General features: G+C 64.1%; 14 protein-coding genes. 9 read left to right on the top strand and 5 right to left on the bottom strand.

Annotated features, from left to right (window positions below; all coding sequences use genetic code 11):
- Positions 1-689 precede the first annotated feature (689 nt).
- The 5 genes from QP415_RS04335 (at position 690) to QP415_RS04315 (ending at position 7,471) form a co-directional block, all read left to right on the top strand.
- Entirely contained in the window at positions 690-2,678 is a 1,989-nt protein-coding gene (locus QP415_RS04335; RefSeq protein WP_285098962.1) for a TIGR03773 family transporter-associated surface protein, read from the top strand.
- 71 nt (positions 2,679-2,749) lie between these two features.
- On the top strand, positions 2,750-4,363 hold the full coding sequence (locus tag QP415_RS04330; RefSeq protein ID WP_285098960.1) for an anchored repeat ABC transporter, substrate-binding protein: 1,614 nt from the start codon (positions 2,750-2,752) through the stop codon (positions 4,361-4,363).
- 365 nt (positions 4,364-4,728) lie between these two features.
- Positions 4,729-5,844: a choice-of-anchor M domain-containing protein gene (locus QP415_RS04325; RefSeq protein WP_285098959.1), complete on the top strand. Its 1,116-nt coding sequence runs from the start codon at positions 4,729-4,731 to the stop codon at positions 5,842-5,844.
- Complete coding sequence (locus QP415_RS04320; protein ID WP_003791338.1) at positions 5,841-6,560, top strand: anchored repeat-type ABC transporter ATP-binding subunit; 720 nt, start codon at positions 5,841-5,843, stop codon at positions 6,558-6,560. The genes QP415_RS04325 and QP415_RS04320 overlap by 4 nt, the downstream gene beginning before the upstream one ends.
- Positions 6,557-7,471: an anchored repeat-type ABC transporter permease subunit gene (locus QP415_RS04315; protein WP_285098958.1), complete on the top strand. Its 915-nt coding sequence runs from the start codon at positions 6,557-6,559 to the stop codon at positions 7,469-7,471. The genes QP415_RS04320 and QP415_RS04315 overlap by 4 nt, the downstream gene beginning before the upstream one ends.
- Positions 7,472-7,583: 112 nt before the next feature.
- Here the strand turns inward: QP415_RS04315 and QP415_RS04310 are convergent, their stop codons facing one another.
- A complete protein-coding gene (locus tag QP415_RS04310; RefSeq protein ID WP_285099015.1) occupies positions 7,584-8,120 on the bottom strand; it encodes a hypothetical protein in 537 nt (178 codons plus the stop codon).
- A gap of 433 nt (positions 8,121-8,553) precedes the next feature.
- Positions 8,554-9,423 (bottom strand): DUF6318 family protein, encoded by an 870-nt coding sequence (locus QP415_RS04305; RefSeq protein WP_285098957.1) that lies wholly within the window; start codon positions 9,421-9,423, stop codon positions 8,554-8,556.
- 457 nt (positions 9,424-9,880) lie between these two features.
- Between QP415_RS04305 and QP415_RS04300 the strand changes: the two genes are divergently transcribed.
- Positions 9,881-10,582, top strand: a complete 702-nt coding sequence (locus tag QP415_RS04300) for a hypothetical protein (RefSeq protein WP_016460651.1) — start codon at positions 9,881-9,883, stop codon at positions 10,580-10,582.
- Positions 10,583-10,616: 34 nt separating this feature from the next.
- Here the strand turns inward: QP415_RS04300 and QP415_RS13770 are convergent, their stop codons facing one another.
- Positions 10,617-10,934, bottom strand: coding sequence for a hypothetical protein (locus QP415_RS13770; protein WP_285098956.1), 318 nt, complete (start codon positions 10,932-10,934; stop codon positions 10,617-10,619).
- Here QP415_RS13770 and QP415_RS04290 point away from each other — a divergent pair.
- The 3 genes from QP415_RS04290 to QP415_RS04280 all read left to right on the top strand — a co-directional run bounded on the left by QP415_RS04290 (position 10,926) and on the right by QP415_RS04280 (position 12,832).
- The gene (locus QP415_RS04290) at positions 10,926-11,405 is read left to right on the top strand and encodes a hypothetical protein (protein WP_016460649.1); all 480 of its coding nucleotides are present in this window, start codon (positions 10,926-10,928) and stop codon (positions 11,403-11,405) included. The genes QP415_RS13770 and QP415_RS04290 overlap by 9 nt on opposite strands.
- On the top strand, positions 11,308-11,952 hold the full coding sequence (locus QP415_RS04285; protein ID WP_034474870.1) for a hypothetical protein: 645 nt from the start codon (positions 11,308-11,310) through the stop codon (positions 11,950-11,952). Before QP415_RS04290 ends, QP415_RS04285 begins: the two co-directional genes overlap by 98 nt.
- A gap of 625 nt (positions 11,953-12,577) precedes the next feature.
- Positions 12,578-12,832, top strand: a complete 255-nt coding sequence (locus QP415_RS04280) for a hypothetical protein (protein ID WP_034475075.1) — start codon at positions 12,578-12,580, stop codon at positions 12,830-12,832.
- Between the two features lie 176 nt (positions 12,833-13,008).
- Here QP415_RS04280 and QP415_RS04275 read toward each other — a convergent pair whose 3' ends face one another.
- Both QP415_RS04275 and QP415_RS04270 read right to left on the bottom strand, forming a co-directional pair.
- Positions 13,009-13,962: an Abi family protein gene (locus QP415_RS04275; protein ID WP_016460646.1), complete on the bottom strand. Its 954-nt coding sequence runs from the start codon at positions 13,960-13,962 to the stop codon at positions 13,009-13,011.
- Positions 13,963-14,151: 189 nt separating this feature from the next.
- On the bottom strand, positions 14,152-14,628 hold the full coding sequence (locus QP415_RS04270; protein WP_285099014.1) for a type ISP restriction/modification enzyme: 477 nt from the start codon (positions 14,626-14,628) through the stop codon (positions 14,152-14,154).
- Positions 14,629-14,659 lie beyond the last annotated feature (31 nt).

Genomic DNA, 14,659 nt, shown 5'->3' with positions numbered 1-14,659 from the left:
GCTTCGCTCGTGCATTGATGGCGAAGTTTTAGAAGTTTCGATGCCGGTCCGTGTGAGTTCGTCAGTCGACGGGTGAGGTCCTGACCGGGGGTATGGATGTTCGGCGAAGATCGTGCGGGTGAGGTGTTTGTGCGACCTGGGTCTGCGAGGGGCATGGCGACGGCGAAGTGGGGGACTGTGAGAACGAGTTGTGGGATCTGCGCAGTACCTGGCGAAGCACTGACATTACCTGGCGAAGCACTGACATCGATCCGGAGCTCTCCCCAATTTCGCATGCAATTCGGTCATCAGACAAATTCACAACGTCCAGAAAACCGCGGAATTTCAACGATCCGATTTCAAAGTTTGAAAGAGTGGTGGGGGAATTGCATGCGAAATTGAGGTGGGGGAGAGGTGTTTCCCGAGGTTTCACGGCGTCATCGAAGCTGGCCGTCATCGAAGCTGGCCGGCCACAAGCAGCCGGGACTACTCAGAACAACCCTCTCAAAACAAACGGTCCGAAAAAGCCAGACCTCTCCAGGCCGTCATCACGGCTGTCGGCCGTGATCATGGTGATGGGGAGTGGTCACGGTTATAGGTATCGATCTGGGATTTCGGATCGCGGAACTTTGCGCGACATGGGCCATGATATTAGAATGATAACGATTCTCATTCATATTCACGTGCGAAGCACCTAGAGGACTCCCTCCATGAACCCCACGAAGCACCGGAACCCGGGCCGCGCGGCCCGGGCTTTCGCCGTCATGGCCCTCGCGGCCGCCTCCTTCCTCGTGCCCGGAGCGGCACACGCCGCCGACGAGGCCACCGTCGGCCTCGACACAGCGGACGCGGTAGCGACCGACGCAGCCACGAACTCCACCGAGGCCGACGCCGCAACGACCGACGCAGCCCCGGCCTCGTCCGAAATGGGCGCGAGCACGTGCGCCGTCATGCGCACCGCCCCCGCAGGCACCACGGCCACCCTGGACCGTGGCCACGCCGACATCTTCGACCTGACCTCCGACGCCTCCGGCGCGCTCACCCTGCGCATCAAGGAGGACGCCACCGGCTCCGGCGTCATGCGCGAGCCCGAGCAGACCCTGCTCACCGTCAACAAGTCCACCCTCACCCAGATCCCCACCGACGTCAGCCAGGCGACCGGAGCTCCCACCGCCGCGTACCTGCTTGGCCAGTCCGGTGACAACCAGGCCACCGTGCTGTGGCCCGGATGGGACACCCTGGGCGTTGCGGCCGGCGGATACGGCGCCGCGCGCTTCCACATCTCCTACACGGGTCCCGCCGACGGCCGTATCTACGCCTTCACCTCCAGCCTCACCGAGGGCACCAAGGCGGTCACCAATGACGGCAGCTTCGACCTAGCGCCGGGCGGCGACGACATCGACCAGCCCTACGCCGCCCACAAGCACGTCAACTGGCTCTTCACGCGTGCCGGCCGCTACACGTTGACCGTCCAGGCCAGCGCGTGGACCCCCGGCAACACCGGCGCCGCCAACGCCCAGTCCGCGGTCCATACCTACACGATCGACGTCGCCGACGAGGCCTCGTGCCTCGCCGAGTCCGGAGCGGCCCCCTCGACCGACCAGGCGCAGCCCGCCCCCGCCCCCGGCGTGGGCCCCGGCTCCGTGAACAACACGAACAACCAGGCAGCCCAGGACCAGGGTGAGGGCGGTGCCACGGGAACGCCCAGTGCCCCCTCCGCTGACACAACGGGAACGACGGGAACCACCGGCACGACCGGCGGCGCGAACCCTGCCCCCTCCTCGGGCGCGCACACCACCTCGGGCGCGACCGGCGGTGAGCGCTGCGTCGCCACCCGCGTCACCCGCGAGGCCACCGAAGCCGAGGCCGCCACCCTGGCCTCGAACAGCGCGCCCGCGAACACCGCGCGCACGACCGTGACCGTGAGCGTCGGCGACGGCGCCTCCGGCAACGCCACTGACGGCCACTTCGACCTGGGCCCCGCCATCGAAAATGGCACCCTCGTCGCCCGCGTCAAGGACGACCGCAGCCAGCCCGCCCAGTGGGTCGACCCCTCGTCCCTGACCTTCGCCCTCGGTGACGCTGCGCGCATCACCGCGCCCGCCGACCTCGGCTTCGTTGCCACCCCCGGCTCCAGCGTCTGGCTGATCCCCTCCACCCAGATCGCGGGCGTGCCCTGGCTGGGCCTGAACTCCCAGCGCGAGGAAATCGTCACCGGCACGACCGGCCCCGTCCAGTTCACCCTCGACGCCGTCGAGGGCCCGGGGCGCGTCGCCGTCTTCAACGCGGGCGCGCTCGGCTCCGGCGTCGGCGAGCACGTCTTCGACGGCCCGGGCACCGGCTACACGCTCGGCGCCAACACGCACGCCCACCAGAACTGGGTGTTCACCGCGCCCGGCACCTACACGCTGACCATCTCCATGCGCGTTACCCCCAACGGCGCGGCGCTCGCGGGCAGCGGCTTCGGCTCCGGCGGCGAGCTCACCGCCACGGGCACGACCGGCCCGAACGGGCGACCCATGGTCTCCCAGGTCGTCGGCCGCACCGCTTCCGGCAAGGACTGCGACCTGTCCCTGGCCACCACCGGCGCCGACACTATCCCGCTGACCGTCGTCTCCCTGACGTGGGCGCTCACGGGCGCGGCCTGCGTGTGGGTGGGCGCGATCGGACGCCGCCGCAACCTGCGCGCACAGTCGTGACTCCTCATTCACGAGGCCGACTCTCCTTCATCCCCCGCCTCCCCTCTCGTGGGTGGCGGGGGAGTGGGTGTGTGCTCGCCGCCTCGACGTTAGCGCTCACGGCGACCCTGGCAGGGTGCGCGCCCTCGCCCGACCCAGCATCCGACGGTGAACTGCGCGTCGTGGCCACGACCGGCATCCTCGCCGACCTCGTGCGCAACGTCGCCGGAGACCGCGCCCATGTCACCCAGATGGTGCCCAACGGTGCAGACCCGCACTCGTGGGAACCCTCCCTGCGCACCATCCGCGATGTTGCCTACGCGGACGTCGCCTTCTCCAACTACCTCATGCTCGAGGAACACGCCCTCATCCGTGCCCTCGACTCCAACCTGCCCGCCGGCTCGCGCTCCGTCTCCGTCGCCGAGGAGGCCGCCAAGAACGGCGCCACCATCCTCCCCCTCGTCGAAGACCGCGCGCTTGATACCCCGTGGCTCGGCATGCGCGTGTGGGGCGACGGCGCCGACATGGGGGCCACCCGCGCCTCGCAGATTGACCTGACGACCACCGGCGTCGACGGGCCCGGCCAGGCCGCCGCATACCTCACCACGTCGTTCGGGCAGCCCGAGATCGCCTTCGCGACCTCCGACGGCTTCAACGCCGCAGGCGGATACGACACCGACACCGCGCAGCTGCCCGCCGACGCCCACCAGCACATGAGCTGGGCGTTTACTCAGCCTGGCGTGTACCGCGTCCACTTCCGCGCCAACCTGCGTACCACCCCCGGCGCCACGCCGGTCAGCGTCGGGGAAGGGACCGCCGTCTTCGCTGTCGGCACCCCGCCCGAGGACATCGCCGCCGCCGAAGGTCGCCGCGTCCTGTCCGCCGGCCACGCCGACATCACCGTCAACCTCACCACCAAGCGCGTCGAACTCGCCTCCGACGCCGGCGCTCTCAGCGGGGACGAGGCCTCGACCCCCTGCGTCGGCGCATCCAGCGCCGCGGCGGCCGTCGCCTCCACCATGGAATGCACCGACCTCGACCACGTCGTCATCGAAGTGCCCACCCGCGCGCTCACCACGATCCCCGGGGAGGCCTCGTTCCGCTTCATCGGCGAGCCCGGCGCGAACGTCTACATGCTGCCCCAGGCCGTCCTCGGCAAGCACGTACACGGCGACATCGACCCCCACCTGTGGCACGACGTCCACAACGCCCAAGCGTACGTGCGCGTCATCCGCGACTCGCTGATCTCCGTCGACCCCGACGGCGAAGCCACCTACCGGGCCAACGCAGCCGCCTACCTGACGCGCCTCGACGAGCTCGACGCCACCGTCGCCTCGACCATCGCGTCCATCCCCGACGAGCGCCGCAAACTCGTCACCACCAACGACGCGTACGCGTACCTGGCGAACGCCTACGGGCTCACCGTCGCCGGATTCGTCGCACCCAACCCCAGCGTCGAGCCCTCCATCGCCGACCGGATCAAACTCCAGGCCACCCTGTCCGACTCTTCGATCCCCGCGGTGTTCCTCGAACCCAACCTGGCGCGCACCCGCTCCACCCTGCGCACCGCCGCCACCGACGCGGGCGTGGACATCTGCCCCCTGTACGGCGACACCCTCGACGACCAAGCACCCACCTATATCGACATGATGGAACACAACGCCCGCTCACTGGCACGCTGCCTGGGCGGCAAGGAGATGCCATGATACCCTTCTCTGCCCTGTCTGCTGCCGGCCGAGGTGTGGCCTGCCCGCCCGCTTTCTTGCCGTCCCGTGGGCGGCGGCCCGCCCGCGAGGACGGCCGCCGGCTCTACGCCCCGGTGGCGGCGGCCCGCCCGCGAGATCGCCACACACGAGCTTCGCTCGGAGTGGTCGATCTCGAAGCCCGGCCAGGCCCTGCCGCCGCCCCCGGGGCTAGCCGGAGGCCTTTCCGCAAGCCCGGCCAGGCCTTGCCGATGGCCACGGGATCGAGCGGGCGGGCATCACAGCTCGAAGCCCGGCTAGGCCCCGCCGCCTCCCCCGGGGCTAGCCGGAGGCCTTCCAGCACCTCGTCGCGCTTCGCGCGCCTCGGGATGTCGCTGAGCGCTCTGCTTGTGTCGGCCTTCCTCGTCATCGCGGGCGCGCCCTCTTCTTTTGCTGACCCGAGTCCCGACCCCGACCTCGCGCAGAGCGTCGCCGCGCACGAGGAATGGTCGAATGAGGCCAGCGAGATCAGCGTTGGGCACGTCGACCTCGGCCCCCGGCTGATTGACGGGCAGTGGCGGGCCGGCCTGCGCCACGACGCCGAGAGCGGCGCCGTGTGGCGCGACCCCAACCAGACCGTCCTGCGGGTGAGCGATGCGGCCGTCATGACCGCGCCCGACTCCGCCGACTACCCCTTCCTGGCCGACGTCGCGGGCAAGCCCGTGTACGTCGTTCCCCAGACGCAGAACCCGAACGTCGTGTGGCTCGGCTGGAACACGCAGGACCCCGCCGTCACGGCCACCATCGACCGTGGCCTCACCATGCGCGTCGGCCCCGTGAGCGGCCCCGGCCGCGCGTGGCTGTTCCTGCAGTCCGGCACCTTCGGCAAGCCCCTCCTGCTCGCCGACTCGGGCGCGGCGCCCGGCGACGTGTGGATCGACTCGGGCACGCACGTGCACGCCAACTGGGCGTTCTCCGCGCCCGGCACCTACACGGCGACCGTAACCTTCCTGGGCACGACCACCGCCGGCGAGGCCGTCAGCGCTTCCACGACCCTGCGCTTTGCCGTCGGTGACGCCGCCTCCGCGTCCGAGGCCCTGGCCATGGCCGCGCCCGCCGCTGCTGATGCTGCTTCGGCGGGGGCGTCCGCTTCTTCCTCTGGCGCCGCGCCCGCGGCTTCCGGGGCCGCTGACCCCGCGTCCTCTTCTTCTGCTTCGGGAGCCGCGTCGGGCGGGCTGCCCGACTGGGCCTTCCTCGCGATCATCGCCGTCGCCGCGGCGTCCCTCCTCGTGATCGGCGCGCTCGTCGTGGCGCGCTCGCGCCGCAGCCGCGCCGAACAGGCCGCCGCCATCGCCGAGGCCGACTCCCTCCTAGCGCCCCTGCCCACCGCGAAGGGTGAGGGAAGCAGGAAAGCGGCCCCGGCCTCGTCCCCCAGTGCCGGTACACCCGACGCGGGCGAGAGCGCTAACGGCCCCGGCCTCGCCGATCGGGGAGGGGAGCAGTGAGCCAGCTGCGCGTCACCGGACTGGGCGCGTCCCTGGGCGGGCGCAGCGTCCTCGAAGGCGTCGACCTGGAGGTCGAGGCCGGGGAGCTCGTCGGCCTCATCGGACCCAACGGCGCCGGGAAGACCACGCTGATCCGCTCGATCCTGGGGCTCATCCCCTCCAGCGGCAGCGTCGAGACCGACGGCGCGATCGGGTACGTGCCGCAGCGGCACGAGTTCGCGTGGGACTTCCCGATCAGCGTGCGCGACGCCGTCCTGCAGGCCGTCACCGTGCGACGAGGCCTGCTCGGGCGCGCTCGGACCCCGCACTTCCGCGCGGTCGAGGAGGCCCTTTCCCTCGTCGGCATGCGCGACCTCGCCAAGCGTCCCATCGGCGAGCTGTCCGGAGGGCAGCGCCAGCGCGTCCTCGTCGCCCGAGCCCTCGCGATCCGGCCCGCCGTGCTGCTCCTCGACGAGCCCTTCACCGGCCTCGACATGCCCACGCAGGAGATGCTCATGGACCTGTTCCGCGCGCTCGCGGACGGGGGCCGGGCCCTCCTCATGACCACGCACGACCTCATCGGCGCGCGCGCCGGCTGCGACCGCCTGTACCTGCTGCGGCGCACGATCGTCGCGTCCGGGCGGCCCGACGAGCTCGCCGACGCCGACCCGTGGATCCGCGCCTTCGACGTGCGACCCGACAACCCGATCCTCGACGCCCTAGGAGTGCGCGCATGAGCACCGTGATCCACGCGGCCGGGGGTGGCCTCGCCGCGGCGGCGGACTTCCTGAGCCCCTACGACTTCTTCCGCGACCTGACGAATCCCGCGCTGGCGTTCCTGCCGCGCGCGCTGCTGATCGCGGTCGTCGCCGCGCTCGTGTGCGGTAGCGTCGGCGTGCACGTCGTCCTGCGCGGCATGGCGTTCATCGGTGACGCGGTCGCGCACTCCGTGTTCCCCGGCCTGGCGATCGCCTTCGTGTGCGGCGGGTCCCTGGTGTTCGGCGGCGCGCTCGCGGGCGTCGTCACCGCCGTGCTGGTCGCCCTGTTGGCGCAGAATCGGCGGCTCAAGGAGGACTCTGTCATCGGCGTGCTCTTCGTGGGCGCGTTTGCGCTCGGCGTCGCGATCATCGCGCGGGCGCCCGGGTACGCGGGGAGCCTGCAGGACTTCCTCTTCGGGTCGATCACGGGCATCCCGGCGTCGGATGTGCCCGTGGTGCTGGCTGGCGCGTTGTTTGTGCTCCTCATGCTGTTCCTGGCGCACCGGCCCATCGTCGCGGTGACCCTGGACCGCGAGAGCGCGCGGGCGGCGGGCGTGCACGTGCTCGCTGCCGATCTGTCCCTGTATGTCGCCGTGGCACTGGCCGTCGTTATCTCCGTGCAGACGATCGGCAATGTCCTGGTGCTGGCTTTGTTGGTGACCCCCGCGGCCACCGCGCGGCTCTTATGCGACCGCCTGGGGACGATGATGATCCTTGCTCCTCTTATTGGGGCTTCCGGGGGCCTGGTCGGCCTGTACCTGTCGTGGGCGCTGGATGTGCCCACGGGCGCCACGATCGTCCTGGTGCTCACTGCATGCTTCTGCCTCGCCTGGGTCTTCGCGCCGAGGCACGGCCTCCTCGCGCGGACATTGCGCGAGAGGCGGGGGTGAGTCTGCGCGAGGGCGGGGTGACTGCTTGAGCGCGGGGTGCCCGTGATTGTTTCACGTGAAACATTGACGCTGAGGCCCCAGTCCACGGTGGTGGGCTGGGGCCTCAGTGTGTTTAGTGGCCTTGTTTTTCTTCCCAGGTGTCGGTGTTGGAGACGATGAGGTGGTTGAGGGGGAAGGGGCCGGTTGTTTCTTTGGTGGTGACCAGGCCGTTGATGGTTTGGGTCTCTCCAGTGAAGGGGTTGGTGGCCGTGCCACTCCACGTGGTGGTCAGCGTGATGGTGCGGGTGGCGTCGGGGTAGGGTCCGTCGAAGCGTGAGCGCCACCCGTTGGGCGGGGTGTAGTAGTGGCGGATGAGCCTGGGGTCCTTGTTGGGGTCCATGCCCTTGTGCCAGGGCATTCCCGGCGAGGTCGTGGTCAGGTCCGGGGTGCCGTCTCCCCAACTCCACGTGTAGGACGTGGCGGTCAGGGTGACGGTGATGTCGTGTCCCAGCAGATTGATCGTGTGGGTTTGGGTCGGATGGGTGGCCGCCACGAGCGTGGGGACGTACTTGTTCGTGTATGACGTCCTCGAGGGGCGCTTATGCAAGCCGGCACCGTTTGGGTGGATGGTGGCGGCGGCCAGGTAGAGGATGTCGCGTGTGGTGGGGATGCGGCCGGGGTCCTGATCGGAGCCTCCCTCGGGGTCTGCTGGAAGCGGGCAGTTATCGACAGTGTCGTCGTCGGAAACCGTGGGGCTGTTAGGAGCCTTGTTCACGTACACGTTCTTACAACGCGCAGCATCCCTGTAAGAGGTGGCAGTCGCAGTAGTGTTTCCTTCAGCAGTAAAGTAGATCCTTTGGTCACCTAAGAGCCATGGGTAATCGAGTGGTGGTTGTGCGGTGGAATTCTGATTTTGCTGCTGTTCCTGAAGATATACGTTTGCAGTATCATTTTTGCCTTCTGCGCAGAATCCGAGTTGTGAACCGAAGGCATCTGCGCAAGAATCGGTTGGAAGGCCAGTGTTGCTGTCAGCAATCGCTATGCCAGTGTTGATATGCGATATTGCAGCTGCAAGGACAATGATACTGACGACCGCAAGCTTATTATTGTCCATCTCGGGAAACACTTCCTCCAGTAACTGTCCAATGGTCATCTTTCCATGTCATAAAGAACAATAGAGTCACATCGAATGAAGTATCGCTTTTAATAATCCGCTGCCCAACACAAGCAGTCCCATTGTTGGTTGTAGCTTTAAATATGATGCCAATAGTTCCTTCCTGAGCTCCCCATTTATCGTCTGTAACTGGTTCTACAGATACGATCCCTGTAATGGTTGTGCTGTTGTCATACATCCATCCGTGTGCATAGAGATTGTGAATATTTCCGATGTAGGTCTCCCGAAAGCTCTCTCCAGCTTCGGTGATGTCAGCGAAGGGCTGAGTATCACCGGTATTCCACGCGTATGTGAGTGTCTCGACGACGTACTCTGCGGCGAGTTCTGCTCCGCGTTCGGTGTTTTCCTTGGCTTCGTCGGGGAGTTCGGGTTTGGTGTAGGTGTCTGCGGCGTATTGGGCGGGGCGTACGAGGACTCCGTCTGGGCCGATCTGGTAGCCGCCCGACATGGCCGCCTCGCTCGACACTGTTGGTGCGGGTGTGGGCTGGGTGGCGGGGGTCGTGGCTGCGACGCTGGGTTTTTCGCCCCAGGCGTGCCACCAGCCTTCAGCGACCCCGTTGATGTAGACGGCAAAGACGGCTCCGGCGGCGAGGCACACGTAGACGACGCGCATCGTCCAATAGAACGGCTCGACGTGCAGCCAGGCCCGAAGCCGGGGATGGGCTCGCGCGGAGCGCATGTCGTCATCAACCCCTGGCCCGGCCGTGGCCTCGAGCTCTGCCTCCTGAAGCGCGGTGTCGCGCCGCAGCTGATCCTCGTCATCGATGTCGAGGTGGTCGAACAATGGTGGAACCGTCATGGCGTTGTACTCCTCCACGGTGAGGTGCCCTGCGGCGTACCCCCGTCCTTGGAGGCGCGCCCTACTGTTTCAGAGTACGCGCAGAACCGATACGAAACACTAAGAATGCTGCGCAACTATCACGCACATCCTCCCACCCGCATTCCCGAAACCGCACGGATGTGCATGCCCAGCCCAGGCCTCGTCGTGAGAGGTGGGAACGAGAGCTCTCCCGGAACGTTAGGGACCGACGATGCTGAGTTGCGCCTTCCAAATGGCAGCGTCGTGTCGGCTCCGTGCGGTATGGTTATCGGAAAATAAAGCAGTGTTGCTCAACGAGGCTTGGGAGGCCGGGTCGCGTGGCTGCTCGATGTGGTGGTTGATCTGCCGCATCGGAATTCGCGCCCAGAGAGGCACCGCTCAAACAATGCAGGTCTTGAGGGGGAGCGGCCTTCCGTGGAGGCACAAGGAGAAAAGTATGGAAGCCATCGATGAGTTGATTGACGCTGCGCAGACCTTCTACGAGGAGGCGCGTAGGGATAAGAATGGGCGCTCGCGTTCGTGGGAGCATTGCTATCGCGTGTTTCGAGATGCGCGGACCGACCCCTCCCCGGACTGCGACTATTTGAGTCTGCACCTCGCCTTCTACCTGGCGAGCTGGGGGATGTACAGGGGCTCGTCCTTCCTCCTTCAGAAGGACTACAAGGTACTTGTGCCCATCGTCGAAAAGATCCTCAAGCCCGAATACGACTGCCTGCTTGGGGTCGCTTGCGTGGGTCTGCGGGACTCTGAGGTTCAGGAGAGGTACACGAACGTGTACGACGACATCGCCGAGCATTTCTGGCCGATACGTAACGAGGTCGCAGGGCGTGAGGTTCCGACTCCTGTGTCGCCGGTCCTCATTACGAAGATCCTCATGGGAACGCTCGGGTGCGTGCCCGCGTACGACAGGTTCTTTCAGGATGGCGTTGCGACATACAAGGTGACGACGCAGGAATACAGCCCGAAGTCCGTCCTCAAGCTCGTGGACTACTACGAGAAGCACAACGACCGCTTGGAGGAAGCGCGGCGAGGAATGCGGACTGACGATCTCATCTATCCGCAGATGAAACTGCTCGACATGGGGTTTTGGCAGATCGGCTTCGAAAGGGACGCTGAGGACGCCAAGACCCGTCACTGACCGTCTGTGGGGTCGGCGACGCCGAGTGTTTCGGTCATCGCCGACCCCACCAAGAGTCGCTTACCCCCTCGATGCGCACGCCGTAGAACTTGTTGCGCCCGGACAGTCCCGTCACCTCGAGGTCGCCGACACCCGGGAGGCCGAATGCGGTCATTTCGTTGGCACCCTGCGAAGTGCCGAGGATCGACATCTCCCTCACGGCCTCGTCGAGAGCGGGGTCGGGTGCGCCGAGGAGCTTTGGATCTCCGAGGGTTTCGCGGAACCAACCGGCCAGGTAGGAGCCGGAGGACTGGAGGACCTCGAACACGTAGTTGCCGGGGATGCCCTGTACAAGGTCCGCGGTATGCTCCACACCCGCTCATGCCTGCTCACGCTGCGTCAGCAACACCGCATACTCGACCTGTTCGCCAGCGATTGCCACGTCGCACTCGAGGTCACCTGGAGCGCCTACCAGAACATCATCGACGCCTACCGCGCGCCCGACACGAGTGCGGGTAAGGTCCTGATGGAAGTCGAAATCAACACACTGACCTCCACGCGCGTACCGAGGAACCTGACCGAGCTCATGACGCTGGGCAGGACACTCAAACACAGAGCCGAGCACTCCGCGAAACAGGAGGATTCAGGCCCCAACTACACCCCCGATTATGAAGAGCCCCAAAAGATGAGTCAGCCATGGGAATTTCCTCCTGTGTTCACACTCATTCGGGCTCTAGAATTGGGGTATGTCAACGACCATCGACGTCTATCCGACAACGAGCTTCATGCCGCTCGTGGAGCAGACGCGCGCCCGCACACAGGAGCTATTCCAGCAGCTCCTTGACAGGCACGGAGTCGGCTCTCGGATCGAAGTCAAGGCGTTCTACCCCCCTGCGGGTGGCTCGCAGCTCCGCTTCGTTGACGAGAGTTTGGCCTGGGAACCAGGTATGGAACTTGGCTTTGGCTACTGGATTAACGGCGAGTGGGACTCCACCTCTTGGCCTGGTTGTTTCGCTGTCGAGGATGATGATCGGATCACTAAAGAAGATCTCGTTTATCCGTTCACCTCAAAACCAGAACATCTTGGACTGTGGAGCATCGTTGAGGAGTTTGAGGACCTGCTGCCACCCGAGCAGCTAACAAAGGTACTTCGTCAAGATCATTACTGGTATGAATACCGAAACTTGGCCGGCCCTGCTGTTGCATCGACAGGGTACGGGCTGGTTGCAGCAGCTCTTGCCGAAGCAACCAACGGAGTCATCGCCTCATTCGACAGCGCATTCGACATTGAACACAATGGCGAATCTGCTCAAAAATTCCTCACCTGGTGGGGCGAGAAGCAAATGACTTTCTACGGAACTGAATCATTTAAGAAGTCGCGTATCGTTTAGATGCCGGCTGGGATGATGTCGTCGATGAACCAGATGCGCGCAGGCACGGCTTGATAGGGGTCCACACGGTGTTCCACGTGGTTGCCAGTTGTCGAGCCAATCCTGCAATGGTGGCTCCCTCGACGCGCAACTATCGGATCGCCCAGCGGATCACCCGCACACCCAGACGAGGCCGGGGAGCGCACACCTTCTCGCTGTGCTCTAGGAATGTCACCGTCTGGCAGGTGCGTTCTCGGCATATCCAGCGTCGCTTGTGCCACCGGATCCGCACAGGGACCCCGGCCCAAGGGCGCGTCGATCACCTCCACCACCACGCGCCCGTGCCCTTGAGCAAGTCACCCCACAACCCGGGCACCCAGCACAGCGATCATAGGACTCTCTGTCGAGCACCGGACCACGCTCACGCCGAGCAACAGGTAGATGAGGCATTGTAGAGGTCCTTGACGATAGCAGGGGTAGAAGACCGTTCATCATCAAGGACCTTGACCTCTGCCCGAAATCCCCGACCAACACCCGGTCACCCACGCTCAACTCGGAAGAGCCCTATTTCCAGCCGATCCGGGACCAGGCCGCAGGGCGTGAGGTCGCGACCCAGGTGTCACCGTTCCTCATCACGAAAATCCTCATGGGAACGCTCGGCTGCGTGCCCGCGTACGAAAGGTTCTTTCAAGATGGTGTTGCGAAACACAAGGTGACGACGCAGGAATACAGCCCGAAGTCCGTCCTCAAGCTCGTGGTGTTTTACGAGGCCCACAACGACCGCCTCGAGGAAGCGCGGCGCGGAATGCAGACCGAGGACCTGACCTATCCGCAGATAAAGCTCCTCGATATGGGGTTTTGGCAGATTGGGTTCGAGAAAGATGCTGGGAGCGCAAGATAACCCTCTAGAGATCAGTGTCAGAGCATGTCGATGCCCGAGGTATAGGTGGTACTGTCACCCCCGTTATAATGGGCCAGAATGAGCCATCCCAGCATGAGATGCGTTGCTTGCAACGAGCCAAGTATCGATAGATCTCATCAAGGGTCCTAGGACTTCATAGAATCGATTTAATTCCCTTAAAACTGCCCGGACCAGTCCGCAGGAATTCCGAGGCTTCTCGGATCGACAAGTGGATTGGTTAGAAAATCAGATTGAAATAGATGCGCAACTTTATCTGGCCATGTGGTACCCGGGGATGTTCTTCTCAAAAGGAATGACATGACAACAATCGCGCCGAATATGCGCTCGCTTTGTCCGTCAGGCAAATCCTTGAATACGGGCATAGTTTTAAGAGGTGTTGTGGGGACGGGTACAAAGCTTTTGTTCCATACGCGGCTGTGGTGTGCGCACGAATTACGAATGATGGTAAGTTGTTCGAGCCAGCTTGCAAGCGGCGAACGCTTCTTAATCTTACGTATCTGATTCTTCGAAAGTTGCGCTTTGTCGATGACAATTCCTAAGCCTTCGGCGATGTAATTCTGGTCTTTTGACTTCATGCCGTCAAACATGCGGGAAATATCTGAAAAGTCGAGTACTTCTGCAAGCACCCAAAATGGGTACGACTGATTATATTCATCGTAGTAGTGTCGTATCGCCTCATTATGCTTTTTCGCACGACCGACTCTCCGCTTGGCTGTCTCAACCCAATCAGTGTGATCGAAATCTGTGCGGAAAAGAGTTGGATCATGGTATGAGATCGGTGTCGGATTCGATCCGGAGACACAAAGGCGTTCGCTAAGGCGTGTCCTCATTGTTACTTCGATACGTTCAATACCGTCGTGTATGAGTGTGCGTAGTTTTCTGTCTGCTTCGTAGAGTCGTACGGCATCTGTAAACGTTGGATGTTCGCAATAGCACTCATTGCCGAGGGAGTCTATCCTGCGTGCAGGAAACCAATATGCGGATAGGCGGTAGTAGCTGACGTTGGTCAACCATTGGGTGGCCAGGTCTGTATCGACGGACATCCCGCGGCTTTGAAGGATCGAAATCTGATCACTTATAGTGGTGCCAGGCTTCAGCGACTTCGACATGGTCAACATCTCCGTTGAGTTCCTCAAAAAGATCCAGCCCACTCCCAGCATGTGCTGGGGCGGGCTGAACGGTTAACTCCAATCTAGCGTTCTCGCGGCGTCAAGGAGCTGAAATCTCGCCATTTGGGCCACTCGTGGTGCAAGTCATACGCCGCTGACTACCTGAGGATCAGAGTAGATCTACGGAACTCAGTTCTGTACCTCCGGGATCTCCAGCTTCGGCAGCGTCTCCAGGAGCTCCTGGGTTCGCATCGAGACGGTGACCAGGCGCTTGATCAGGTCCACGACCGCGTTGGGGCGGCCCTGCTCGCGCAGGAAATCGTTCGGGTCGTTGACGATGCCCGACGCCTTGTCCGTCTTCACGTGGTAGCGGTCGATGATCCACTCCAGTGGGCTACGGCCCGAAATTGAATAGCCCTGCGCCTGGGCCGGAATGCCCGTCAGTGTCACGTAGTCGTTGTACTCCAAGCGCGTGAAGTCCTTATCGCGGCGCCCCAGCTTCGGGAAACGCATCTTGCGCTCACCGATCCGGAAGCGCTCGCGATACTCAGGGTGGTGCAGCAGCGCGTACACGTAGAAGAAAATGTCCTTCTTCGTGATCGCCGCATCCTCGTAGCGCTCCCGGTACGAGGTCGTGGCCGCCCCATCCGCCTGGCTCTCCGGTATGGTCGCCAGGTTTCCTCTTACGTCTCCAAAT

Source organism: Pauljensenia sp. UMB3104 (genome assembly GCF_030217285.1).
GTDB lineage: Bacteria > Actinomycetota > Actinomycetes > Actinomycetales > Actinomycetaceae > Pauljensenia.
This window is presented reverse-complemented; position numbering and strand designations above follow the sequence as displayed.

Coding starts and splice junctions, on each gene's coding strand:
- QP415_RS04315 (WP_285098958.1), top strand. CDS start 6,557: ATGAGCACCGTGATCCACGCGGCCGGGGGTGGCCTCGCCGCGGCGGCG.
- QP415_RS04300 (WP_016460651.1), top strand. CDS start 9,881: ATGGAAGCCATCGATGAGTTGATTGACGCTGCGCAGACCTTCTACGAG.
- QP415_RS04280 (WP_034475075.1), top strand. CDS start 12,578: ATGGGAACGCTCGGCTGCGTGCCCGCGTACGAAAGGTTCTTTCAAGAT.
- QP415_RS04305 (WP_285098957.1), bottom strand. CDS start 9,423: ATGACGGTTCCACCATTGTTCGACCACCTCGACATCGATGACGAGGAT.
- QP415_RS04335 (WP_285098962.1), top strand. CDS start 690: ATGAACCCCACGAAGCACCGGAACCCGGGCCGCGCGGCCCGGGCTTTC.
- QP415_RS04325 (WP_285098959.1), top strand. CDS start 4,729: ATGTCGCTGAGCGCTCTGCTTGTGTCGGCCTTCCTCGTCATCGCGGGC.
- QP415_RS04285 (WP_034474870.1), top strand. CDS start 11,308: ATGTCAACGACCATCGACGTCTATCCGACAACGAGCTTCATGCCGCTC.
- QP415_RS04275 (WP_016460646.1), bottom strand. CDS start 13,962: ATGTCGAAGTCGCTGAAGCCTGGCACCACTATAAGTGATCAGATTTCG.
- QP415_RS04290 (WP_016460649.1), top strand. CDS start 10,926: ATGCTCCACACCCGCTCATGCCTGCTCACGCTGCGTCAGCAACACCGC.